This is a genomic window from Oscillochloris sp. ZM17-4, assembly GCF_019599295.1.
Taxonomy (GTDB): Bacteria; Chloroflexota; Chloroflexia; order Chloroflexales; family Chloroflexaceae; genus Oscillochloris.
The window spans coordinates 176,023-200,388 of sequence record NZ_JAIEWN010000005.1 but is presented as its reverse complement, the minus strand read 5'-3'; the positions used below and the strand labels follow the sequence as shown (position 1 = coordinate 200,388).

Below are 24,366 nucleotides of genomic sequence, written 5' to 3'. Positions count from 1 at the left end.
TCGATGAGGCCCGCACCGCCCTCGCCAAGGCCCAGGCCGACCTTGCGGCGCTCACCCCGCCCACCCAGGCCATAGATCCGGAGGCGTTGCAGCTGCTTGAGGCCGAGATCGGCCGCCAGCAGCAGATCATCGCCCAGTTCGAGCAGATGCAGACCATGTTCGGCGCGGCCACCCCGACCGCCGTCGTCGCCGGCCTCGATGAGGCCCGCACCGCCCTCGCCAAGGCCCAGGCCGACCTTGCGGCGCTCACCGGGGGCGTGGCTCCCGTCGCGCCCGCCACGCCGGCCACACCCGTCGTGCCGACGCCCGACCCGATGGCGACCATCCCGGCCCCGCCGCCCGCCACGCCGGCCCCCACACCGCGCCTGGTGGTCGTCGATGGCGGACAGATCCTCAGCCTGCCGACCGACAAGGCCGAGATCATCGTCGGCCGCGAAGACCCGGTGAGCAACATCTTCCCCGAGGTTGACCTCACCTCGTTTGGCGGCGAGGCCGGCGGCGTGAGCCGGCAGCACGCAAAGATTACCCACAGCGGCGGCACGTGGACGATCTCCGACCTGAACAGCACCAACTTCACCCGCGTCGACGGGGCGCGCCTGGAGCCCTATGTGGAGACGCCGATCCACGACGGCGCCCGCATCCAGTTTGGGCGCGTGGTGACAACCTTCATGATGTAGCGGACACAGCATAGTTCTATGAGCCGAAGACGCTGATCCCCCGCTCCGCATCGAAGATCTTGCCCCGAGCGTTGCGCTCGAAGTCCCAGAGCCAGATCTGCGCAGGGCTGCGCGGCGCGACGGCCAGGGGGCCGCGCGGGCCGGGCGATGGCTCCTCGACCGCCACATAGGCCATCCCGCCGCCCACAAACGACGCCGCGCCATAGCTCGTGGTGATGCTCTGGCCAGTCGCGATCAGGTCGCTGCGCTTCGGCCCCTGCCACCGATAGATCTGATAGTCCTGCACGAGGGTACCGGCGCAGAGGGTGGTCATATAGACGAGGCTGCCCTGATCATCCCATGCGAGGGGGCGAGTCCAGTACGGGCCGCTGTACTCGGGCTCGGCCGGCGGCTCGGGCTGCGGCGTCGCCGTCACCGTGGGCGTCGCGGTGGGCGTGCCCTCAGGCGTGGCCGTCGCCGTGGATGTAGGGGTGGCGGTGTCGGTGGCCGTGGGCGTCGCCGTGGGCTCCGCCGTGGCGCTCGGGTCGGGCGTGGCGCTCGGGCTTGGCGTGCGGGTGGGGGTGAGCGTGGCGGTTGCCGAGGGGGCAGCCGTAGGCGTCGCCGTGGGCGGCGGGGGCAGCACCGTCTGCCCGCCGAGGGTGTCAAGCAGGCTGCCGTCAGCGGCGAGGATGAGCATGTCGGCCCCGGGCGTGTCGCTGCGCAGGGCCTCCACCGCCACCCGGCTACCGTCGGGCGATGCGAGGGGGCGGCCGAAGCCGCGGTAGCGAGCCGTCATCCCGTCACCCACCAGGATAGGCGCGCCCACATCAATCACCTCGCCGCCGGGGGCGCGCAGGAAGAGCGTGCTGCGCCCGTCCTCAGCCTGGGCGGCGTAGATCAGCGCGCCGCCGGCGAGCCACTGGGGCGCGCTGCGGCTCCACTCATCGCCGACGGCCTGGGCGCGCTGCGGCGTGCCGCCGGCGGCCGGCACCGTAAAGATCGCCCGCTGGGTCGGCAGCGCGCCGGTCTCGTCCACAGCGAAGGCGACGGTGTCGCCATCGGTGCTGAAGGCCGGGTCGGCGCAGCTGACGCCGACCTGGGACAGCGGCTTCGCGTCGCCGCCGGAGGCCGACATCGTCCAGAGCGCGCCCGGCACCGCCAGGCTGGCCTCCGCAGGGTCGAGGCCGGGGGCGGCGCGGCAGAACGCGAGGCGCGCGCCGTCGGGGCTGACCGCCAGCGCCGTCTCGCTCTCGGGCGAGTCGGTCAGGTTCTTCGGCGCGCCGCCGGCGTCATCAAGGCGCCAGATATCGCCATCGTACAGGAAGAAGGCCGGCCCGGCGAGCGTGGGCTTACCGCCGCCGGCAGGGATCTGGAGCGTATCGCTGGACGAGACGATCGGCGAGCTGCGGGCGACCGCGATCGTCAGGCGGGTAGGGTTGCGCTGGACGCTGAGGCGATAGGGCAGCGCCTGGTCGATGCCAATTAGCAACGTCGCGCCGGCCACCGGGTCGGCGGAGGTAACGAGGCTGGCCCCGCGGATGGTGCGGGTGGTGGTGAATGCGAGCGTCTGGGTGATCGCCGAGGTGCGGAATCGCTCATCGCGCAGCCAGCCGGGCAGCTCGACGCGCAGGATGTAGGGGCTGGCGGTCTCGACGATGCCATCCGTAGACAGCGCATCGCTGGCGCTGACACAGCTGGCCCCGGCGTGGACGGGGGCCGAGTCCGGCCCGGGGTCGAAGCGAAACGTCACCTGCTCAAAGGCGGGGGAGCCGCTGGCGGCCACATCGGTGAGCTGGGCGGAGAAGCGCCCGCTGGAGCCTGCGGTCGCCTGATTGCAGAAGCTAAAGCCGGTCAGGGCCGGGTTCGGCGTCGGCGTGGGCGGCAGCGGCGTCTCGGTGGCTGTCGGCGTGACGGTGGCCGTCGGCGAGGGGCCGACCGTCGCTGTGCTGGTGGTGGTCGTCGTCGGGGTCAGCGTGACGGTCGCCGTCGCCGTCGCCGAGGGCGTACCGGCGCGGATCGTCTCCACATTCGCGATCTGCTCGCTATCGCTGACCGACGAGAGCTCGCAGCCGGAGAGGATCAGGGCGAGCACGAGGGGGAGCATCACCAGAGCGGTGGAGATTCTGTAGCGCAGGGGCTTCACAGGTAACGTACCTTTCCCCTTTCGCGGGCGCGGCGCGGCGTGGGGGCTAGAGAAGAGCGCGTGAGGTCAGTCGCCGGGGAGCACCACCTTGATCCAGCCGCGGCGCATCGCGTAGACGACCGCCTGGGTGCGGTCGTTGACGGCGAGCTTGCGGAGGATCGAGGAGACGTGGTTCTTGACCGTCTGGTTGCTGATATCAAGGAGCAGGGCGATCTCTTTATTCGTGCGGCCGGCGGCCACCAGCTCAAGCACCTCGAGCTCGCGGGGCGAGAGGGGCGAGAAGATGCTCTGGGTATCCTCATCGACCACCATCTGGCGGAAGGCGGCGAGCACCTGGGAGGCCACCTCGGGGAAGGAGAGCACCAGGTCGTTGATCGGGTAGTCGCCCTTGCGGACATCATTGAGGATAGCGAGCAGATCGACCCACTCGATGTTGCGCGGGAGATAGGAGGCGACCCCGGCGCGAATCGCCTTCACCACCTGGTGGCCGTCCATCGCCGCGCTAAAGAGCAGGATGCCGACGTGGGGGTGGGTGCGCTTGATCGCGCGGGAGACCTCAAGGCCATTGACGCCGGGGAGATCGATCTCCATGAGCACAAGGTCGGGGTCGGTATAATCGACGAGCTGGATCGCCTGCTGCCCATTGCTGGCCTCGCCGGCGATACGAAACTCGGGGTGGGCAGAGATATGGTGACGTAGCCCCTCGCGAAAGAGGGCGTGAGCGTGAACGAGAACAATCGATGTGACGCTCGATGGAACACTCACACGCAGCTCCCTTAGGCAAGGGTACAGGGTACAGGGTACAGGGCACAGAGGCCGGGCATCCTTATGATGGAGCGTGACATTCTGGACAGCTGCATCGCCTGAAGCCTCACCTTCATCTACCGGATCTACGACGACACCCGCTTGAGGATGAGCAGCGCGTACACCAGTAAGAAACAGTTTACATTCGAGATGATGGCCTATTATAGCCGATGGGGGTGCATTCCACAAGGTATATTCAAGAAGAGGGCAGGGCTTCTACAACGTCACCTCCCGGTGGGGGTGCGGGGGCGGCTTCGCCGCCCCCGCAGTATGTTTTGTAGTGGGTTTGGGCGGCTTCGCCGCCCAAACCCACTACAAAACCGGGTCTGGGACGCAGCCCCAGAGCTTTGGAGAAGCCCTGAGGAAAGAGGGCCGCAGGCACCCCACGCAGCTAGCGGATGCTCATAGGCATCACAATATGGACATAGCCCTCCTGGCCGACGGGCTTAAACACACCGGGGCTCTGGGTCGTCTGGGTCTCCAGGGCCACCTGCGCGGTCTTGATCGCGGCGAGGGCATCGGCGAGGTACTTGACATTCAGGGCGATCTGGCCGCCCTCGCCGTGGATCATGCCATCGATCTCGCCGGTGTTATCGCCCACCTCGGCGGCGTTCGAGCTGATCACCACGCGGCCGGGGCCGAGCTCGCCGCCCGGCTCGATGGTGAGCTTCACCACATTCTGGCTGGAGTTGGCGAAGTAGGAGGCCAGCTTCACCGCCTTCGCGAGCTCGGCCGTGTCGAGCACGCTGCGGGTGAGGTACTGGCCGGGGATGATCCGCTCGAAGTCGGGGAACTTGCCGTCGATCAGGCGCGAGACCAGCTCGGTGTTATCGGAGTGGAAGAGCGCCTGGCTGCCGCCGGGGGTGATCGTCATCGAGATGTTGCCCTCGCTATCGGCGGCGATGCGCGACAGCTCGATCAGCGACTTGGCGGGGACGATAAACTCCTGGGGCTGGTCGATCGGCTCGGGGAGCTGGATGACGCGGGTGGCCAGGCGGAAGCCATCGGCGGCGGCGAAGGTGGCCCGGTTATCGCGCAGGCGCACCAGGACGCCGGCGAGCACCGGGCGCGAGTCATCGCTGGCGGCGGCGAAGGCCACCTGGTCGATCGCCTCACGCAGGGCCGACGGCGCGAGGCTCACCGTCGGCTCGCGGTCGCTCACCGTGGGGATGGTCGGGAACTCATCGGCCTCAATGCCCTTGATATTGCTCGTGAAGCGCGCGCACTCCACCTTCACCGTCTGGGTGCGCGAGTCGAGGGTCAGGGTGACACGGTCATTCGGCAGGCCGCCGACCACATCGGCCAGGAGCTTGGCGGGCACGGTGATCGCGCCCTCCTCCAGCACCTGGGCGCCGATCCAGTGCGTGATGCCGACATCCAGGTTCGTCGCGGCCAGCTTCAGCCGCCCGCCGTCCGTGGCCAGCAGCACATTCGAGAGGACCGGCAGGGTGCTCTTGCCGGCAACCGCGTGGCTCACCGTGGCAAGGCCGCGCTTAAGGTTCTCCTGGAGACATGTCAGCTTCATTGGGTGTGCTCCTTGTCTCACGCCCGAGGCGCCCGTGGGCGCGTGCAAACAGAGACGCCCCCGGGGGGCGTCTGAACAACCGTTTTGGGTAGGGCGATATTATAGCACAGGACACTAAGGCGATTGCAGATTGCAGATTGCAGATTGCAGATTGGTGATCGAGCAGAGCGCATCTAGACGCGATCTAGCACCGAGCACGCTCCACAGGCCGCTTCATGATACATGAGCATCAACGAGTGTCGCGAGCAACTTTCCCGAGGCAGAGCCACGACATTCAATCTGCAATCTGCAATCACCCTAGCCCACGGCGGCGGCGCGGCGAAAGATCACGCGCAGGGCCTCGTCCTCGAAGTAGGCGTCTTGGGCGCGCAGGCGGGCGAGGGACTGGGGCAGCACGATCCGGTGGCGGTGCCAGCCCACCGAGATCAGCAGCTCGTCGGCGTTCTGGGCGAGATGCACCTGATCCTCGGAGGCGAAGGGCAGCGGCACGATCAGGTCAAAGCCGCCGGCGGTCTTCTCGACGCGCTGCACCGGCCCCTGGTAGAGGAAGGCGGCCGGGTCCACGTCGGCGAAGAGCTTATCGGCCAGGGTGCTGAGCAGCTCCGTGCCGACGATCTCACGCGAGAAGTGCGGCGCGCGCAGGATGGGCAGCGGCTCGAACATCTCGTTGACCTGAGGCGCGTACTCCTGCTGCATCGCGCGCCAGGAGGAGAAGTGTCCGTCCACATCGAGCGGGAGGATGCGGTTGACCACCACCGCGTCCACGGCGTAGCCGAACAGGCTGAGGTAGGTCAGCGAGCGCTGGGCCTCGCGAATGACCATCTTCTCCAGGTTCATGACGATGCGGGCCGTTGTCACCTGCTGGTCGGTGAGGATGTTGCGCACATCGACCAGGGCGTCGATCGCCTGCTGGGCCGAGGCGAGCACGTCGTCGTCGGCGATCGGCATGTCGGTGACGCGCTTGGCGACGGGGCGCACCACCTTAAGCAGGGCGCGGGCGATCGGGAAGAGCCGTGAGATCCACCAGCGCATAATGTCGGGCAGCGAGAGCAGGCGCAGGGTCTCGCCGGTCGGCGCGGCGTCGACCACCAGCACATCATACTTCTGCTCGTCGAAGTGGCGCTTGATCTGGAGCAAGCTGAACAGCTCCTCCGTGCCCGGGATCACCGACAGCTCGCCCTGGGCGATCGTCTCCACGCCCTGCCAGGCCAGCAGGTCGGCCAGATACTTAGAGACCTCGCCCCAGCTCGACTCGAGCTCGTGGAGGGCGTTGATCTCCTGCGCCCAGAGGTTCGGCGCGACCAGCAGCGGCTCGGCGCGCAGCTCGACGCCGAGCGAGTCGCCCAGCGAGTGGGCGGCGTCCGTGCTGAGTACGATGGTGCGGTAGCCGCGCTGGGCGCAGCGCAGCGCCGTCGCCGCCGCGACGCTCGTCTTGCCGACTCCGCCCTTGCCTGTGTAGAAGAGAATTCGCATCGTTGCCGCCGTCTAGAATCGTTCAGAGAAGATCGCTCAGAGAAGAATGTGCATATAGTACACGTTGATGCACATTCACGCAATATCCACCGCCCGCTCCCACCAGGCCCGCACGATCGCCGGGCTGGAGCCGTACCAGGGCTGGCCGGGGCGGTCGTCGTGGCGCAGGCCGGGGATCACCAGCTGGCGCGAGCCGGCGAGCAGGCCGCTCTCCAGCGGGACAACCCCGTCGCCCCACTGGGCGCCCTCGACGCCGAGCAGCCGGTAGCTCTGCCAGGCCACGCGCGCGGGAGGGGGGCCATCGGCCGCGCCGAGGATGCCCTTGCCTATGACGCTGACATAGCGCACGGCGGGCCAGTAGGCGCCGGGGTAGGCGCGCTGGACGTAGGCGATCTGGTTGAGCCCGCCCTGGCGGCCCTCGCCCACGGCCGTGTGGGGCGTGCCGAGGGTGACGAGCGCAGCGACGCGGCGGTGGCCGCCGTAGCAGAGACGCCGCGGGCCGTAGGGCTGGTCGCCCAGGTAGATCCGGGCCAGCACCCCGCCGGCGCTGTGGGCCACCAGGGTGACACGCTGGGCGGCGGGGGCCGCCAGCGCCGCGCGCACGGCCCGGTCGAGGATGCCGAGCAGCGCGCCGTAGCTGTCGCTGGCGACCACGCCGAGCCAGTCGAGCCGGCCGATCGGCGCAATGCTGACCGGTCGCCCGCTCACGTCGGCCAGTATCGCGCGCAGGGGCTCGTACTGGCGGGCGCTGCTGGCGAAGCCGCCGACGATCAGGATGGGGCTATCGCCCTCGCGCATCCGCTGTGTGGACATAGGCGCATTGTACCGCATGCACAAGGCCGCGCCTGTGCTATGCTGAACACAGCTTGTTGGAGAGTCCATTGGAGGAGGACCTATGCCCGAGCAGACCAGCGGCGCCGCGCCCGCGCCGGCCCCGCCCACGCCCGAGGATCGTCTGGTGCAGACGCACCACCAGATCGTTGTCGGCCGCGAGACCTTGAGCTACACCGTGACGGCGGGCACGATGGTGATCCGCGAGGAGGCCGAGAAGGCGGGGGAGGGCACCTCGGAGGGCGAGAAGGCCAGGGCGACCATCTTCTTTGTGGCCTACACCCGCGACGGCGAGCGCGCCGACGGCCGGCCGATCACCTTCTCATTCAACGGCGGCCCGGGGTCCTCGTCGGTCTGGCTGCATATGGGGCTGCTGGGGCCGCGCAAGGTGGAGATGGGAGACGTGGGCGCGCTGCTGCCGCCGCCCTATCGCCTGGGCGACAACCCGCACACCCTGCTCGCCCAGAGCGACATGGTCTTCATCGACCCGGTGAGCACTGGGTTCAGCCGGGCGGTGCCGGGCGAGGCGGCCAAGCCCTTCCACGGCTTTAAGAAGGACATCGAGGCGGTCGGCGACTTCATCCGGCTCTACACTACCCGCTACGGGCGCTGGCTGTCGCCGAAGTTCCTGATCGGCGAGAGCTACGGCACCACCCGCGCCGGCGGTCTGGCCGGCTACCTCCAGGAGCGCCACGGGCTCTTCCTCAACGGGATCATGCTCATCTCGGCGGTGCTGAACTTCCAGACCCTGGAGTTCGACCCCGGCAACGACCTGCCCTACATCCTGTTTCTGCCCAGCTACGCGGCCGCGGCCTTCTACCATAAGAGGCTCCCTGATGATCTCCAGGCCGACCTGCGGGCCACCCTGGCCGAGGTGGAGGCCTTCGCCCTGGGCGACTACGCCCTGGCCCTGCTGCGCGGCGACACCCTGGGCGAGGAGGGGCGGGCCGACATCGCCGCGCGCCTGTCCCGCTACACCGGCCTGAGCGAGGCCTACCTGCTGGGCTGCGACCTGCGCGTCCGCGACGACCGCTTCGTCAGGGAGCTGCTGCGCGAGCGGGGGCGCAGCGTGGGCCGGCTCGACAGCCGCTTCCGCGGGATCGACCGCGACCGGGTGGGCGAGCGGGCCGAGAGCGACCCGAGCTACAGCGCGATCCTCGGGCCGTACAGCGCCGCGATCAACGCCTACGTGCGCGGCGAGCTCGGCTACGCAAGCGACCTGCCCTACGAGATCATCTCCGGGCGCGTCCACCCGTGGAGCTACGCCCAGCACGAGAACAAGTACGTGGACGTGGCCGAGACCCTGCGCAGGGTCAGGTGGTAGGTGTAGTCCTCCATAAAGGAGGTCCCGCCCGGCAGGCCGGCCGCCATCACCTTCATCGCGCGCACCAGAGCCGCCGTCTTCCAGTCCCCCTCGCCGGCGAAGCCGTAGCCCTCGGCCATCAGCCGCTGCGGGCCGAGGCCGGGCAGCTGTGCCAGACCGTGGAGATCCTCGAAGGTCGTGGTGAAGCCTTTAAAGTTGCCATCCTCAAGGAAGCGCCTGATCCCGATCTCGATGCGGGCGCCCTCGCGCAGCGACTGCTGGCGCTCGCCGCCGGCGCGCAGCGCCGGGGCCACGCTATAGGTCGCATCATAGACCTTCACCAGGGCGTCGATCTCGGCGTCGCTCACCTCGCGGGTGTAGCGCACCAGGTCGCCCACGCCATAGCCGCTGACGCTGTAGCCCAGCCGGATCTGCGCATTGACCTTGTCGCCCTCGGTGACCGCCACCTCGCGCATGTTGTCGCCGAAGCGGGCGAAGCGCGCGCCCTGGGCGTCAGCCCAGGCGCAGGCCGCCCGCGCCCAGATCCCGATGCCCGCCTGCACATCGGGCTCCTGCCAGTGGCCGACCACCACCTTGCGCTCCAGGCGCATGCGGGCCGCGATGAAGCCGAACTCGCGGTCGCCGTGGGCGGACTGGTTCAGGTTCATAAAGTCCATGTCGATCTCGGCCCAAGGGATGTCGCTGTTGTACTGGGTATGCAGATGCAGGAAGGGCTTCTGCAGCGCCCGCAGCCCGGCGATCCACATCTTGGCCGGCGAGAAGGTGTGCATCCAGGTGATCAGGCCGACGCAGGCCGGGGCGTTATTGGCCTCGCGGCAGAGGTTGGTGATCTCGTCGGGCGTCTTGACCACCGGCTTGAAGACGACGCGCACCGGGATGGCCGCCGCCTCGCCGAGGGCCTGGGCGATCGCCCGCGAGTGCTCGGCCACCTGCTCCAGGGTCTCCGGGCCGTAGAGGTGCTGGCTACCCGTGACGAACCAGACCTCGTATGTGGAAAGGTCGATCTGCATCGTGGCCTCCTCTTATCTTTGCCCGTAGACATACGTGTAGCGGTGGTGCAGCTTGGCCACATCCTCGGGCGAGATCTCGTCCGGGGTGCCGATCTGGAGGGCGTACCAGACAGTGCGGGCCACATCCTCGACCATCACTGCGGCCTTCACCGCGGCGGTCGCCGTCGGGCCGACCGTAAAGACGCCATGGTTCTTCAGCAGCACGGCCGGCGAGCTGCCGATATGCCCGACCACCTGCTGGCCGATCTCCTCGCCGCCGATCAGGGCGAAGCCGGCGCAGGGGATAGGGCCGCCGAACTCATCGGCGTGGGCCGTCAGATAGACCGGGATGGGCTTGTTGACGGCGGCGAAGGCCGTGGCGAAGGGCGAGTGGGTGTGGACGATGCCGTTGACGTGGGGCATGTGCCGGTAGATGTAGAGGTGGCTCGCGGTATCTGAGGAGGGCGAGAGCGTCCCCTCGCGAATGTCGCCGTCAAGGTCGACCACGACGTGGTCCTCGGGGCGCAGATCCTCAAACATCACGCCGCTGGGCTTGATCACGACCAGCCCCGTCTCCGGGTCGCGGGCGCTGACATTGCCGCCCGTCCAGGTCACCAGGCCATTTTTAGGGAGCTCCAGGTGCAGCTTCCACAGCTTCTCTTTAAGTGCTTCGAGCATGATCTGTCTTCCTTGGCCGGAGCCTGCAAGGGTATAGGGGGCCGGCCTGGCACCTCACGGTAGGTGTCAGGAGCAATGCGCGCGATCAGGCAGCCGCCGGGGCGGCGTTAGATGGCGGGATCGGGGCTATGCGCTGGAGTGGAGGGAGTGTTTCATAGGCGGATTGGTCGTCATCGATCCCGTTATCGTTTCCGTTAACGATAACGGCCCGAGTGTAACAAAAACGCGGCGCCCTGTCAATAGGCTCTGCGCACATGGGGGTGCGGGGTATGGTTTCGGCGCATACGCGCGGCACCCGGCCGTAAACGGCCGGGCTGATCCACAAAGCCCGCTTCGCGGGCTGATCGCGGCAGCCCCGCAGGGGCTTCGTAGATTAGCCCGGCCGTTTACGGCCGGGCGGAGCTGGCAGCCCGAAACCATACGTCGCACCCCGCGCCTGGGCTCAGGCGCCTGGAGCGCAGGGGGTGCTATCGCGGATGACGAGCTCGGGCTGGAGGGTGATCATCGTGCTGGCAGAGGGCGTCGCATCGCCCTCGACCTGGCTGAGCAGGGTCTTCACGGCGAGGATGCCGAGCTCACGGAGCGGCTGGCGCACGGTGGTGAGGGCGGGGGAGAACTGGGCGGAATCACTCAGGTCGTCGAAGCCGACCACGGCGAGGTCGTCGGGGACTCTGATCCCGTGGGTATAGGCGTAGTGAAGCACGCCGAGAGCCATCTGGTCGTTGCTGGCGAAGACGGCGTCCATCTCCGGGTAGGTCCGCATCAATCGCTCGAAGGCGGCCTCGCCGCTAGCGGAGGACCAATTGCCAGCACACCATTGGGCCTCCGAACACGGCGAGCCGACCCGGCCCATAACATCGGCCCAGGCCTGCCAGCGCTGGCGCGACTCCAGCCACTCCATCGGCCCGCTGATGCAGGCCACACGGCGCCGCCCGAGGCGAGCGAGGTACTCCACGGCGGTGCAGGCGCCCTGGTAGTTGTCAATGCTCACGGTGGTGTAGCGCGCGTGGGGCCGGCTCTTGACAAAGAGGATGGGAGGGCACGAGGCGGGGAGCTGGGCCTGGACCATGCGCACATTATCGTTCAGCTCCGGGGCGGCGAAGATGATCCCCTCCACCTGATGCGCGATCAGCGCCTCAATGATCGGCACGATATCAGTGACGTCGAAAAAGGGCAGCTCCTTCAGCAGCAGCGCGTAGCCCGAGGCCTCGCACTGCTCGGCAATACCGTTGAGAGTCTGCGAGACGCCCAGGTACTTCAGCCCGGCGACGATCACGCCAAGCGTGAAGCTCTGTTGCTGAACCAGGCTGCGCGCCAGCGCGCTGGGCTGATAGCCTAGCTCGGCGATCGCCTTCTCGACGGCTTCGCGGGTAGCCGGGGCGACATCAGGACGCTTGTTGAGCACCCGTGACACCGTCTGTGTAGAGACCTTGCAGATCCGCGCAATGTCCTTGATCGTTACTTTTCGAAGGCGCAGCGTCGACATAATAATTGCGCTATAGATGTTGAGTAACTGCACATGTCCCAGACACCTCTTGACGGCAGAGGAGCGAACCTCGCCCACATACTACCACAAAGGTAGGGGGGAGATGTGCTATCGCGGCGGGCAGAACGGCTGAGCCAACATGGTGTGTCCGATCACGTTCTGATGCGATCCTGTTCTTCGCCCTGCGCTCAACCGCTGTGATCTCGCGGTACCACTCCTGCGGCCAAGTCAGGGCCTGCTCATATTTTTCTCACCGCAGGTTCTTGTACGACGTGATGCCGAAGCGGGCGTAGAGCTGCCCATAGACACCGCGATAGTCGCCGGTGCCGCGCTGCTCCAGCGCGCGTCCTACGGCGCGCACGACCGCCGCCAGCGCTGCGGCCTGCTCATCAGTGGGGATGAGGGCAGCAGTATCATCGCTCATAGTCGCGTTTTGCTCTCCAGCCCATCGACAGGGCAGAACCCAAATTGATTACCTGACATCCTGGCTGTCATCACTGCTCATCTGGGAGCAGGGCGGCTACCAACACAGAGAGCCGTAGGAGCAGAGCGAGATCCTCACCCTCTGGCGAATGGTTTCCATGGCTTTTGTGCGCTCTCCGTTGTCGGGTTTTGATCGACCCAACGGTACCACAAAAGCCATACTCGTTCCCGGTCAGTTTTGGCGAAGGTATTGTCGGAGATGATACCAAACGCAACCGCGCCTTGGTCGCGCCCGGCTTCAACGCCGGGCGGAGAGCTTTGCAGAATAGGAGGTGGAGGTGCCCTATCGCGGTTTCAACGGGGGAATGGCGAGCGGCTCCTGGGAGGTGGAACGGCCTGCGGACAGGCCCAAACGCCGTTGACGTCGGCTCGCGGGGACGCGTCCGTTCTGGCGTCCGGTAGCAATGGATTACGATGGCGACGGGTGCCCATGCCGCATCCGCCGGCCCAGGGCCGGCAGGCTGGGGCAGGCATGGGTGATTAGGTGGCCGGGCGTGCGGCCAGCCCCCGGCGCACCCGGCTCAGCCACAGCAAGAGGTTGCGCACGGCGCAGGCCTGATAGAGCTGGCATTGGGCCGCCGCTGTGCCGACCCGCCGGGCACGTCGGCAGCCCTGGTAGCGCACCAGCCAGGCGAAGGTCGGCTCGACCTGCCAGCGCGCGTTGAGCAGCGCTCGCCCCTCCGGGGTCTGGTTGAAGGCGTCGCCGGCGCGGAGGTAGGGATGATAGTCGCTGATGAACACTCGCCGCTCGCCGGCCAGCGCGTCCAGATAGTCTTGCACGACGACGCGCAGGGGCGGCTCCAGGGCTGCCAGGTGCGGCGTGAGGCTGTCGACCAGCCAGGCCGTGACGGTCACCGCCTCCTGGAGATGGTCTTGGCGGGCGAGCGCGGCAAGCTCCTGCTGCATCTGCGCGTGATCGAGCAGGCCCCAGGACACCCCGGCCTCGAATCTCGCCAGCAGGTCGATATCGCTGTCGGGGCGGAAGTCCGCGCGGAGCGCCGACCCAAACAGCGCCAGCTCGCTGATGCGCCAGCGCGCGCGGTAGGGGCGCAGATCATCGCTCGGCAGGGCTATCGCAATTGGGCGCTGCATGGCTTGGCCGCCTGTGCCTTGTTGCTCTGGCTCCTGCTGGCGAAATTGTACCACGAGGAGTCCCACCGATACTGACCATCCACCACCTGGAGTTCACCGCCGTCGCCGCCGCCCCCGTGGAGCTGGACGCGACAGCGCCCTTACGGGCCGCTCGGACGGTATAGGGTAAGGCGTCCCTCACATGAGCTATAGAGATCACCGCCATGCCCTACGACCCACACCACCACCACCGCCGCTCGATCCGTCTGCGCGGCTACGACTACGGCCGCGCAGGGATCTACTTCGTCACCATCTGCACCTATCAGCGCCAGCACTTGTTCAATAACCTGCAGCTCCGGCAGATCGCCGAGGAGCAGTGGGCCGCCCTGGCCCGCGCCGGGTCGCGCGGGGCCTGCGGCGGGCGGGTGGCGCTCGATGCGTTCGTGGTGATGCCCGACCACATGCATGGGATCATCATCATCAACGACCGGGTCGCGAACGACGGCGGGGCGGACGCCACCGGCGCGGGCTGGGTGGATATGCCCCCCGATGATATGTGGGCCGATGTGGATTCCGCCGACAATGCCGGCGGCGATGCGGGCGATGCGGCCGCCGGCGGCGATGCGGGCGATGCGGTCGCCGGCGGCGATGCGGGCGATGCGGCCGCCGGCGGCGATGCGGGCGATGCGGCCGCCGGCGGCGATGCGGGCGATGCGGCCGCCGGCGGCGATGCGGGCGATGCGGCCGCCGGCGGCGATGCGGTAGGGGCGCAGCAGCAGCCGGGTAATTTTCCAATATACCCAATGAATTGGCGTGCTGCTGCTGCGCCCCTACAATGCCCCGGCGGTGCCGGCGGCGATGCCCCCGTCGCCAACGGGGCGGCGCGTGCCGCCGCCGATACCCCCGGCCTGGGGATTAATGTGACGCCGGGGTCGCTCGGGGCGATCGTGCGCTCGTACAAGGCGTCGGTCGCCCGCAGGGTCAATGCGCATACTAGGCGACCGGGCGCTGCGGTGTGGCAGCGTGGCTACTACGAGCGGATTATCCGCGATGCGCGGGGGCTCGCTGCGGTGCGGCGCTATATCGCCGATAACCCGCGCCGCTGGGAGGCGCGGCGCGATAACTTGGATGCGCTGCTGGCGAGGATGTGCCCGCATACCGAGAGGGATGACCGATGCTGACCACCCATCACCTGGAGTTCACCGCCGTCGCCGCCGCCCCCGTGGAGCTGGGCGCCCAGGCCGGGCATACAACCGCGAGCCCTACGATCCGCAAGAGGATGCTGAAGCAAGTGGGGTGAGGCCCGTCCGGTTTAGTCTGCGGCCCTCCGGGTTAAGGCGGCGCAACATCTGGTTATGCCGGCGCGCCCCCCGGTTACGCCGGCAGGCCCGCCGGGCCGCCCGCCCACCATCACAACGGTGGGGTCGGGAGTTCGGCGCAGCCGCCCCCGCAGATTATTGTATTGTGGGTTTGGGCGGCTTTGCCGCCCAAACCCACAATACAATGGGGTCTGGGGCGAAGCCCCAGGGACGTTGCAAGATACTGCTGGCAAACTGCCTTTTGCCGCATCCTGGGAGCGCAGGCGTCTCGCCTGCGTGCGGGCAGGACGCCCGCGCTCCCAGGTTTGCCAGCAGTATCGTTGCAACAGCCCTGCGCCCGACTCGCGCCGGGGCGCGAGTTTTGTTACAATGCGATCACCCCCCGCGCGGTGAAGCCAGATAGAGGTGCGCATGACAACGAGCGGTGCCCAGGGTCGGCAGGTGGTGCTGGAGGCGCGCGGGATCACTAAGCGCTTCCCGGGCGTGGTCGCGAACAATAATGTCTCGCTGAGGCTGCACAAGGGCGAGGTGCTGGCCCTGCTCGGCGAGAACGGGGCCGGCAAGAGCACCCTGATGAACATCCTCTACGGGCTCTACCACCAGGACGAGGGCGAGATCCTGGTGAACGGCGCGCCCATCCGGGCCAGCAGCCCGCACGAGTCGATCGAGCGCGGCATCGGCATGGTCCACCAGCACTTCCAGCTGGTGCCGGTGATGACGGTGGCCGAGAATGTGATGCTCGGCAACGAGCTGATGCGCGGCGCGATCTTCCTCGACCGGCGCAGGGCCGCCCGTCAGATCGGCGAGATCTCGCGCCAGTACGGCCTGGAGGTCGAGCCGGGCGCGATGATCGCCGACCTGCCGGTGGGCGCCCAGCAGCGGGTCGAGATCATCAAGGCGCTCTACCGCAACGCCGATATCCTCATCCTCGATGAGCCGACCGCCGTGCTCACGCCCCAGGAGGCCGACGACCTGGTGCGGATCATGCGCACCCTGGTCGACCAGGGCAAGTCGATCATCTTCATCACCCACAAGCTGCGCGAGGTGCTGGAGATCGCCGACCGGATCATCGTGCTGCGCGGCGGGAAGGTGGTCGGCGAGGCGCTTCCCGCCGAGTCGTCGGAGTCGAGCCTGGCGGCGATGATGGTCGGCCGCGATGTGCTGCTGCGCGTGGATAAGGCCGAGGCCCACCCCGGCGAGGCGGTGCTGGAGGTGCGCGGCCTGCGCGTGCGCGACGACCGCGGCCTGCCGGCGGTGGCCGGGGTCGATCTGACGGTGCGGGCCGGCGAGATCCTGGGCATCGCCGGGGTGCAGGGCAACGGCCAGACGGAGCTGGTGGCGGCGATCACCGGCCTGCGGGCCAAGGAGGCCGGCGCGGTGCGGGTGTCCGGCCAGGATGTGAGCCTGTCCTCGCCGCGCCAGATCAGCGAGCTGGGCGTGGCCCACATCCCCGAGGACCGCCAGCGCGAGGGGCTGATCACCTCGTATGAGCTGACCGACAACTCGGTGCTGGAGCTGTACTACCGGGACCCCTTCGCCCACGGGATCATCCGCGACGAGGCGGAGATCGACGCGCACTGCGCGCAGCTGGTGGAGGAGTTTGACGTGCGCACGCCGAGCACCCACGTGCCGGCCAGCTCGCTGAGCGGCGGCAACCAGCAGAAGCTGATCGTGGCCCGCGAGTTCAGCCAGCCGCTCAAGCTGCTGATCGCGGCCCAGCCCACCCGCGGGATCGATGTCGGCTCGATCGAGTTCATCCACAACCAGATCGTCAAGAAGCGCGACGAGGGCGTGGCGGTGCTGGTGGTCTCGGCCGAGCTCGATGAGGTGCTGGCGCTCTCCGACCGGATCGCGGTGATGTACCACGGCCAGATCGTGGCCACCGTACACAACGGCGAGCTGACCCGCGAGGAGCTGGGCCTGCTGATGGCCGGGGCAGATGTACACAAGTAGGGCCGAAGCATCCTGCTGACGCGCTTCGCGCGTCAGCAGGATGCTTCGGCCCTACGGGGCGTCGCCAACATCCCTTCTTCTGGAGCACATCTACATGTCTGAGAGCCTTGAGACCCGCACGCCCTCGCGGCTGCTCGCCGTGTGGAGACAGTACAGCTCGCCCCTGGTGCCGGTGTTCGCGGTGTTCACGGCGCTGGTGGTGGGCGCGCTGATGATCGGGCTGACCGGCGGCGACTGGCTGACGGCCTACATCGGGCTGTGGGAGGGCTCGTTCGGCAGCTGGCGCGGCATCGGCAACACGGTGGTCCGCTCGACGCCGTACATCATCTGCGGGCTGGCGGTGGCCCTGGGCTTCAAGGGCGGCCTGTTCAACATCGGCGCCGAGGGGCAGCTCTACGCCGGGGCGGTGCTCACTGTCATCGTCGCCACCTCCCTGAAGCTGCCGGCGATCATCCACGTCCCGCTGGCCCTGGCCGCCGGCGCGGTGGGCGGCGCGCTCTGGGGTGGGATCGCGGGCTTCCTCAAGGCGCGCACCGGCGCCCACGAGGTGATCACGACGATCATGCTCAACTATGTGGCCCTGCGCCTGACCGAGTGGCTGATCAAGAGCAAGACGCCCTATCTGCTGGGCGACCCGGAGGACACCACCGGGGCGCGCACGCGCTTCATCGAGGACAGCGCGCGGCTGCCGGGCTTCCAGATCGGCGACACGACCCGCCTGCACATGGGCATCCTGATCGGGATCGCCCTGGCCTTCGCGGTCTGGTGGCTGCTCTACAAGACGACGATCGGCTTCGAGCTGCGCACGGCGGGGGCGAACCCCTCGGCGGCGCGCTACGCGGGGATCAGCGTGCCGAGCACGATCGTGCTGACGATGGCGCTCTCGGGCGGGCTGGCCGGGATCGCCGGGGCCGGCGAGGTGCTCGGCGTGCGCGGCGCGCTCAGCGCCGACCTGCTCGCCGGCCTGGGCTTCGACGCGATCGCGGTGGCCCTGCTGGCCCGCTCCAACCCGCTCGGCATCATCGCCTCGGGCATCCTATGGGGCGGCCTGCTCACCGGGGCCAGCCTGATGCAGGTGCGCGCCGGCCTGAGCATCGATGTGATCAAGATTGTCCAGGCCCTGATCATTATGTTCGTCGCCGCCGACCAGATCGTGCGCTTTATCTACCGCATCCCCAAGCGCGGCCCCGGCGAGGAGACCTCGATCGCGAAGAGCTGGGGGGGGTAGGTGATTGCAGATTGTAGATTGCAGATTGCAATCTGCAATCTACAATCTGCAATCAGACCACGCTGCGTTGGCTCCGAGGGCTACGCGGACGGGCGGGCCGCCCTCGTGCGTAGCCTCCACGCGCCCGTCGGGCCAGGCGGTGACGCGCAGCCGCGACCCGCGCCAGGCGATGGGCATGGTCAGGCTGCGCCAGCCGGCCGGCACGTGGGGCGCGAAGCGGAGCCCCTCGGCCGCCGGGCGCATCCCGAGAAAGCCGAGGGCCAGGGCCTGCCAGATCCCGCCCTGGGCGGCGATGTGGACGCCGTCGCTGGCCCCGGCGTGCCCCCGGCGGCCCAGGTCCAGGTCGATCAGCGCCGCGCGGCGCAGGTATGCCTGCGCGATGTCGAGCCGGCCCAGGCGCGCGGCGAAGAGGGCGTGGAAGCTCAGGCTGAGCGAGCTGTCGTGGCTGGTGCTCGGCTCGTAGTAGGCGAAGTTGGCCGCGTGGGCAGCCGGCGGGTAGCTGTCCCAGCGCAGGATGAGCAGCATCAGCGCGTCGGCCTGCTTCAGCACGCGGGTCCTCTGCATCGCGTACCAGCCCAGCCGCGCGTCGACCGTCGCAATGCTTGTGTCGTGGCCGCCCAGATCGATCGGCTCCAGCAGGTGGTAGCCGGAGAACTGCTCGATCAGGCCGCTGGCGGGGTCGCAGCCGGTGACGAGGCCGTCGGCCACCGCCCGCCAGCGCGCCGGCTCGCCCGCGCCAGCGCCGCCCAGCTCCTCGGCGAGGTCGGCGGCCGCGCGCAGCGCCCAGGCGGCCAGGCCGTTGGTGTAGGCGTTGTCGTCCACCGTCTCGTGATACTCGTCCGGGCCGATCACCCGGCGGATGTGGAAGGCCCCGTCGGCGTCGGGCTCGGCCCGCGACGCCCAGAAGCGGGCCACGTCGAGCATGATCGCCGCGCCGGGGCCGCGCCGGAAGGCCTGGTCGCCGGTGGCCAGGGCGTACTGGGCGGCGGCGTAGGCCACGTCGGCGGCGATGTGGTGCTCCTCGCCCCCGGTGAGCACCGGCACGCGCGCCCCGCCGCTGAGCATCGAGTCGGGCGTGACCTCCTCGCCCGTATCGGCGGACTCCCAGGGGAAGAGGGCGCCGGCGTAGCCCATGGCGGCGGCCTTGGCCCGCGCGCCGGGCAGGTTGTGGTAGCGGTACATCAGGAGGGCGCGGGCGCTGGCCGGGTGGGTGTAGAGCAGCGGCGGCCAGGCGAAGATCTCCGTGTCCCAGAAGACGTGGCCGCGGTAGCGCTCGCCCGTCAGGGCGCGGGCGCCGATCGAGGCCCGCTCGTCGTCGGGGTTGGCCGCGCCGATCAGGTGGTAGACGGCGAAGCGGGCCTGTCGCTGCACCTCCGCGTCGCCGGGGATCTCGGGGCCGGCGCCGGCCCAGCGCTCGGCCCAGGCGGCGATGTGGTCGGACAGCAGCCGGTCCACGCCGCCGGCGCGCAGATCCGCCAGGTGGGCGGCGGCCATGCCCGCCGGGTCGGCCCCGTCGCGGCTGGTGGCCAGGGCGACGAGCTTGTGGATCAGGTAGGCCCGCCCGGCCTGGGCGGAGAAGCTGATCCGCTCGGTGAGCCGGCCGGCCTCAAACGACAGCTCGCGGCGCAGCCCCGCCGGCGGCGGGCCGACAAGCTCGGCGCGGGAGGCCAGGGCGATGGTGTAGCCCGACTGGATCGTCCGCATCACCAGGACGCCGCCGCCCGCCGCCGGGAAGCAGGAGACTGGCGCCAGGTGGCGCGTGTCGTTCGCGTTCGTCACCTGCCCGTCCACGCTCAGCTCCAGGCAGATCTCGCCGTCGGCGGCGGGCTCGACCAGCACGAGCTGGGCGAGGGCGCGGCGGTCGCCCAGCGAGGCGAGGCGCAGGCTGGACAGGCCCACGCCGCCGGCGCGCCAGCGGCGCAGCAGCAGGCCCTGGCGCATGTCCAGGGTGCGGCGCATCGCGCGCAGATCGGCGGCGGCGGGGCGCAGCTCGCCGCCGCCGAGCAGCACCCGCAGGCGCGACCAGTCGGGCGCGACGACCAGCTCGGGCACGGGGGACTCGAGCTCGGGGGCCTGGGGCAGCGCGGGCGTGTCGAAGACCCCCGCGATGAGGGTGGCTGGCCGGCTGTGGGGGCCGCCCTCATCGACGGCGGCGCGGGTGCCGACGTAGCCGTTGGCGATCGCCAGCACCGCCTCGACAGATGCCTCGCGGTCGGGGTCGTAGCCATCGACCACAAAGAGCCAGGACGGGTCGGCGGAGAGGGGCGGGATCAGGTTCATAGGTGTGCATCCCGTAGGGCCGAAGCATGTTGTAATGCTCGCAAAGCGAGCATTACACCATGCTTCGGCCCTACATGCGTAAATCGTCCAGCGTTGTCACCACCGGGTCGGCCCCGGCGGCGCGCAGGACGACGGCGTCATCCAGGCGGGCCACGCCGACGCAGGCCATGCCGCCGGCGATGGCGGCGCGCGCCCCGGCGGGCGAGTCCTCGAAGACCAGGCACGCGGCGGGCGGCAGGCCGAGCGCGGCGGCGGCGGCGAGGAAGATCGCCGGGTCGGGCTTGCCGCGCGGCAGGTCGGCCCCGCAGACATTGGCGTCGAACAGGTCGCGCATAGTCTGGCCAGGGGCGACGGGGACGCGGGCCATGAAGGCGTCGGCGTTCTTGGAGGACGAGGCGGCGGCCAGGCGCACGCCGGCCGCGCGCAGGCGCAGCAGCAGGCGCAGCGCATCGGGGAAGGCGGCGAACTCGCCGGAGGCGATCAGCTCGACGATCATGGCCTGCTTCAGGCCGGCGTACTGCCGGGCGCGCAGGCCGTCCGGGTCGGGCACGCCGAGGGCGGCCAGGGCGGCGACGGCGCCCTCCATGCGCGGGCGCCCGGCCAGGTGGGCCAGGTAGAAGGGCGTCGAGAAGCCGGCCGAGCCATAGCCCAGCCTGTCGAGCGCCGCGCCCCAGGCCCGCTCGTGCGGCGTGTCGATCAGGACGCCGTCGACATCGAAGATGCATGCGTTGTTCATAATGTTGAATGGTGAATGTTGAATGTTGAATAGCTGCCCTCTGGCATTCAGCATTCAACATTCAACATTCACCATTACTGGCCCGCAAGGCCAGAGTAGCTGGCGCTCTCAAGGAAGTAGCGGTTGAGGACAAAGAAGAGGACGAGCACCGGGATGGCGTTGAACATCGCGCCGACCAGGATGGCGCTGAAGTCGTTGGAGAACTGGGTACGGAAGAAGTTCATGCCCACCGTGAGCGTCATCATCTCGGGGCGCTGGAGGAAGAGCAGCGGTGCGGTGAAGTTGTTCCACGAGCCCTGGAAGGAGAGGATGGCCAGGGTGATCAGGGCCGGGCGCGAGAGCGGCAGGGCGATCTGCAGGTAGCTGCCGAAGCGCGAGAGCCCGTCGATCGCGGCGGCCTCCTCCAGCTCCTTGGGGATCGACTTGAAGAACTGGGTCAGCATCAGGATGCCGAAGGGCGTGACGATGCTCGGCACGATCAGCGGCCAGAAGGTGTTGATCCAGCCCAGGCGGGCGAAGAAGACGAAGCCGGGGATCATCGTGATCACGCCGGGGATGGCCATGGTGGCGATGATAAAGCTGTAGATGATGTCGCGGCCGGGGAAGCGCATGCGGGCGAAGGCGTAGCCGGCCAGCGAGCAGAAGAAGAGCTGGCTCACCACGTTCACCAGGGCCAGCCAGGTGCTGTTCCAGATCCAGCGCGGCATGACCGCGCCGTCGATGCTGGGCAGCGAGAAGGCCCACACCCGCGCCCAGTTCTCCCAGCCCCACTGGTCGGGCAGGATCTTGGGCGGGAAGGTCGTCAGCTCGACGTTGGTCTTGAAGGTGCCCAGGAACGAGAGCACGAAGGGCATGAATGCGATCAGGGCGATCAGGGAGAGCAGGCCGTAGCGGACGATGGCGCTGATATAGAAGGAGGCCGTCCGGCCCTCGGCGGGCGTGGCCGCCACAGGCCGGCTGCTAGCTGTCGTTGCCATAAGGTCCTCCTAGTCTTGCTCGATCATGCGCCGCTGGACGAGGGTGATCGCGACGATCACGAAGGCCAGGATGAAGGCCATGGCGGCGGCGAAGCCGGCCTCGGCCTGCGTCCCGGTGCCCAGGGTCTTCTGGTAGATCAGGAAGGCCGGGGTGAGCGTGGTCTTCAGCGGGCCGCCCTTGGTCAGGATGGCCACCTGGTCGAAGACCTGGAAGGTGCCGATGGTGCCGAGGATGACCACCAGGGCGATCACTGGGCGCAGCAGGGGCAGGGTGATGTACCAGAAGGCCTTCGGGCCGGTGGCCCCGTCGATGGCGGCGGCCTCGTAGACAAAGCCCGGCACATCCTGGAGCGCGGTCAGGAACATGACCATGAAGGTCGGGATGGTGGTGAAGATCGACAGCACCATGATCGAGGCCCAGGCCACGCTCGGCCCCTGGAGGAAGGCCGGCACGCCGCCCAGGCCGACGGCGCCCCAGAGCGGGGCGAAGATGCGGTCGGGCGTGGTGAGCCAGGGGATGTCGGTGCCCAGCAGGTAGTTGATGAAGCCGGTGGGCAGGTAGAGCCAGAGGAAGATCAGCGACATGACGATCGACGAGGCCACGCTGGGCGAGTAGAGCAGGGTGCGGTAGACGCGCATGCCCTGCAGCTTGGCGTTCAGGGTCACGGCCAGCAGGATGGCGCCGATCGTCTGGAAGAAGCTGACGATCACGAAGTACCAGAAGGCGTTGCCGAGGGCGGCCAGGAAGTCGGCGTCGGTCATGGCGCGCAGGTAGTTGTCGATGCCGACGAACCTGGCGTTGGCGGCGGCGAACGAGGCCGTCAGGCTGGTGAAGCTGATCCCGAAGGCGTAGACCAGCAGGCCCACGGTGAAGACGGCGGCGACGATCAGGTAGGGGGCGATGAAGAGGTAGGCGGTGATCGCCTCGCGGCGGGCCAGGCTGCGGGCGCGGCTGGGGCGGCCCGCCGGGGCGGCCGGTGTTGCGGTTGCCATTGGGTGTCCTCCGTAGGGCCGAAGCACCCGGCTGTGTCGCTCCGCGACAAAGCCGAATGCTTCGGCCCTACACGTGGGGCGCGGCGCCCTACTACCGCGACAGGATGGCGTCAACCTCTGTGGCGGCCTGGTTCATCGCCTCGGGCACCGTCTGGGTGCCGAGGAAGATCCGCTCCTGGGCCTCGTTCAGCTTGGCGATCACATCGCCCTTCTTCACCGGCCCGCCGAGCACCGCGTCGGCCAGCTTGCCGTAGCTGCCGGCCTCGACCAGGGTCTTCGCCACCGGGTTGTCGCTGTAGTAGGGGTCGCTGGCCAGCGACTTCCAGGTGGGCTGGGCCAGGCCGGAGGGGATGAGCGCCTTCTGGTTGGCCTCGCCGGTCAGGAAGAGCACGGCGGCGGCGGCGGCCTGGGGGTACGTGCTGGCCGCGTTGGCGGCGATGGCGTTGGTGAACAGCCAGCTGGCCTGCGTCCCGCCGGCGGGGATGGGCAGCGGGATGGCGGTGTAGTTCAGGTCGGTCGCGCCGTTGGCCGGGTCGGCCAGGAAGGGCACGATCCAGCCGCCCTCGACGGCCATGGCCGTGACCTTGCCGGCGAAGGCCTCGCCGCACCAGCCCTTGCCCAGGTCGCCGTAGAGCGCGCCGGTGCCGGCGTCCTTGAAGCTCTTCCAGAACTCGATCGCCTTGTCGCCGTTCGGGTCGTTGAATACGGCCTTGCCGCCGTCGATAAACTGGTTGCCGGTCTGGAAGACGAGCGCGCCGGAGCGCAGGATGTCGGAGTTCAGGCAGAGGCCGTACTGCTTGCCCGGCCCGTCGCCCTGGGTCATCTTCGCGGCGGCGGCCGACCAGTCGTCCCAGGTCTTGATCGCGGCCGGGTCCACGCCGGCGGCGCTGGCGATGTCGGTGTTGACGAAGACCACCAGCGGGTTGAAGTCCTTGGGCAGGCCGTAGGTCTTGCCGTCCTGCTGGTAGAGCGTGAGCGTGGGGCCAAAGTAGTCGTCGGCCTTCACGCCGGCGGCGGCCATGGCAGCGTCCAGGGGCAGCAGCAGGCCGTTGGGGGCGAAGGCTCCCATCAGCTCGCCGTCGAGCAGGAAGACGTCGGGGGCGGTGCCGGCCGAGAAGGCGGCCTTCATCTGGGTCTGGTAGTCGTTCAGCGGCTCGAAGGTCAGCTTCACGCCGGGGCAGGCCTCCTCGAAGCGCTTGGCCCCGTCGATGTAGAGCTGCTGCTCGGTGGGGTTGCCGGCGGCCTGGAAGCGCAGGGTCGCGCCCGGCTCGACGGCGATGCCCATGCAGTCGCCGGATGCGGGGGCGGCGGGCGCGGCGGTGTCGGCCATGGCGGCGGGCGCGGCGGTGGGGGACGTCTGTGCGGGGGCCTGGCCGCAGGCGGCGATCAGGGCGGCCATCAGGCCGGCGATCAGGGC

The 24,366-nt window shown here is 68.8% G+C and carries 20 protein-coding genes and 1 pseudogene; 6 read left to right on the top strand and 15 right to left on the bottom strand.

Translation table 11 applies throughout. The annotated features are described in order from the left end of the window. The coding region (locus K2Z83_RS28835) for an FHA domain-containing protein (protein ID WP_255603459.1) at positions 1-677 on the top strand (677 nt) is incomplete at its 5' end. A gap of 16 nt (positions 678-693) precedes the next feature. Here K2Z83_RS28835 and K2Z83_RS06780 read toward each other — a convergent pair. From K2Z83_RS06780 to K2Z83_RS06760, 5 genes are all read right to left on the bottom strand, one after another. Next, entirely contained in the window at positions 694-2,799 is a 2,106-nt protein-coding gene (locus K2Z83_RS06780) for a TolB family protein (RefSeq protein WP_370650087.1), read from the bottom strand. A gap of 66 nt (positions 2,800-2,865) precedes the next feature. Beyond that, a complete protein-coding gene (locus K2Z83_RS06775) occupies positions 2,866-3,564 on the bottom strand; it encodes a response regulator transcription factor (RefSeq protein WP_220594406.1) in 699 nt (232 codons plus the stop codon). A gap of 430 nt (positions 3,565-3,994) precedes the next feature. Next, positions 3,995-5,128 carry a DNA polymerase III subunit beta gene (dnaN, locus tag K2Z83_RS06770; protein ID WP_220594405.1) on the bottom strand — a complete coding sequence of 378 codons (1,134 nt, stop codon included), beginning with the start codon at positions 5,126-5,128 and terminating at the stop codon, positions 3,995-3,997. Positions 5,129-5,425: 297 nt separating this feature from the next. Further along, positions 5,426-6,601, bottom strand: a complete 1,176-nt coding sequence (locus K2Z83_RS06765) for an ArsA family ATPase (protein ID WP_220594404.1) — start codon at positions 6,599-6,601, stop codon at positions 5,426-5,428. Positions 6,602-6,676: 75 nt separating this feature from the next. Next, positions 6,677-7,414: a triacylglycerol lipase gene (locus tag K2Z83_RS06760; protein WP_220594403.1), complete on the bottom strand. Its 738-nt coding sequence runs from the start codon at positions 7,412-7,414 to the stop codon at positions 6,677-6,679. Between the two features lie 82 nt (positions 7,415-7,496). Here K2Z83_RS06760 and K2Z83_RS06755 point away from each other — a divergent pair, with 82 nt between their 5' ends. Continuing rightward, entirely contained in the window at positions 7,497-8,756 is a 1,260-nt protein-coding gene (locus K2Z83_RS06755) for a S10 family peptidase (protein ID WP_220594402.1), read from the top strand. On the opposite strand, the pseudogene K2Z83_RS06750 reads toward K2Z83_RS06755, so the two are convergent. The 5 genes and pseudogenes from K2Z83_RS06750 to K2Z83_RS06730 all read right to left on the bottom strand — a co-directional run. Further along, positions 8,750-9,766, bottom strand: a pseudogene (locus K2Z83_RS06750) (L-arabinose isomerase); the annotation flags it as partial. The gene K2Z83_RS06755 and the pseudogene K2Z83_RS06750 sit on opposite strands and share 7 nt — an antisense overlap. Before the next feature lie 12 nt (positions 9,767-9,778). Further along, complete coding sequence (locus K2Z83_RS06745; protein ID WP_220594400.1) at positions 9,779-10,423, bottom strand: L-ribulose-5-phosphate 4-epimerase; 645 nt, start codon at positions 10,421-10,423, stop codon at positions 9,779-9,781. Between the two features lie 442 nt (positions 10,424-10,865). Then, a complete protein-coding gene (locus K2Z83_RS06740) occupies positions 10,866-11,942 on the bottom strand; it encodes a LacI family DNA-binding transcriptional regulator (RefSeq protein ID WP_220594399.1) in 1,077 nt (358 codons plus the stop codon). A gap of 217 nt (positions 11,943-12,159) precedes the next feature. Beyond that, complete coding sequence (locus K2Z83_RS06735; RefSeq protein ID WP_220594398.1) at positions 12,160-12,333, bottom strand: hypothetical protein; 174 nt, start codon at positions 12,331-12,333, stop codon at positions 12,160-12,162. Between the two features lie 539 nt (positions 12,334-12,872). Next, a complete protein-coding gene (locus K2Z83_RS06730; protein ID WP_220594397.1) occupies positions 12,873-13,484 on the bottom strand; it encodes a nucleotidyltransferase family protein in 612 nt (203 codons plus the stop codon). A 203-nt stretch (positions 13,485-13,687) separates the two neighbouring features. Between K2Z83_RS06730 and K2Z83_RS06725 the strand changes: the two genes are divergently transcribed. From K2Z83_RS06725 to K2Z83_RS06715, 4 genes are all read left to right on the top strand, one after another. Next, complete coding sequence (locus K2Z83_RS06725) at positions 13,688-14,644, top strand: transposase (protein WP_220594396.1); 957 nt, start codon at positions 13,688-13,690, stop codon at positions 14,642-14,644. Further along, a complete protein-coding gene (locus tag K2Z83_RS28830) occupies positions 14,638-14,763 on the top strand; it encodes a hypothetical protein (RefSeq protein WP_255603452.1) in 126 nt (41 codons plus the stop codon). The genes K2Z83_RS06725 and K2Z83_RS28830 overlap by 7 nt, the downstream gene beginning before the upstream one ends. Positions 14,764-15,193: 430 nt before the next feature. Next, complete coding sequence (locus tag K2Z83_RS06720) at positions 15,194-16,735, top strand: ABC transporter ATP-binding protein (RefSeq protein ID WP_220594395.1); 1,542 nt, start codon at positions 15,194-15,196, stop codon at positions 16,733-16,735. Between the two features lie 94 nt (positions 16,736-16,829). Then, positions 16,830-17,963, top strand: coding sequence for an ABC transporter permease (locus tag K2Z83_RS06715; RefSeq protein WP_220594394.1), 1,134 nt, complete (start codon positions 16,830-16,832; stop codon positions 17,961-17,963). Between the two features lie 39 nt (positions 17,964-18,002). Here K2Z83_RS06715 and K2Z83_RS06710 read toward each other — a convergent pair whose 3' ends face one another. The 5 genes from K2Z83_RS06710 to K2Z83_RS06690 all read right to left on the bottom strand — a co-directional run. Then, on the bottom strand, positions 18,003-20,243 hold the full coding sequence (locus tag K2Z83_RS06710; protein ID WP_220594393.1) for a glycosyl hydrolase family 65 protein: 2,241 nt from the start codon (positions 20,241-20,243) through the stop codon (positions 18,003-18,005). Between the two features lie 70 nt (positions 20,244-20,313). Continuing rightward, the gene (locus tag K2Z83_RS06705) at positions 20,314-21,033 is read right to left on the bottom strand and encodes an HAD family phosphatase (protein WP_220594392.1); all 720 of its coding nucleotides are present in this window, start codon (positions 21,031-21,033) and stop codon (positions 20,314-20,316) included. A gap of 20 nt (positions 21,034-21,053) precedes the next feature. Further along, the gene (locus K2Z83_RS06700; RefSeq protein WP_220594391.1) at positions 21,054-21,956 is read right to left on the bottom strand and encodes a carbohydrate ABC transporter permease; all 903 of its coding nucleotides are present in this window, start codon (positions 21,954-21,956) and stop codon (positions 21,054-21,056) included. Between the two features lie 9 nt (positions 21,957-21,965). Then, positions 21,966-22,949, bottom strand: coding sequence for a carbohydrate ABC transporter permease (locus tag K2Z83_RS06695; RefSeq protein ID WP_220594390.1), 984 nt, complete (start codon positions 22,947-22,949; stop codon positions 21,966-21,968). A gap of 91 nt (positions 22,950-23,040) precedes the next feature. Then, a partial coding sequence (locus K2Z83_RS06690; RefSeq protein WP_220594389.1) for an extracellular solute-binding protein occupies positions 23,041-24,366 on the bottom strand: 1,326 nt, incomplete at its 5' end.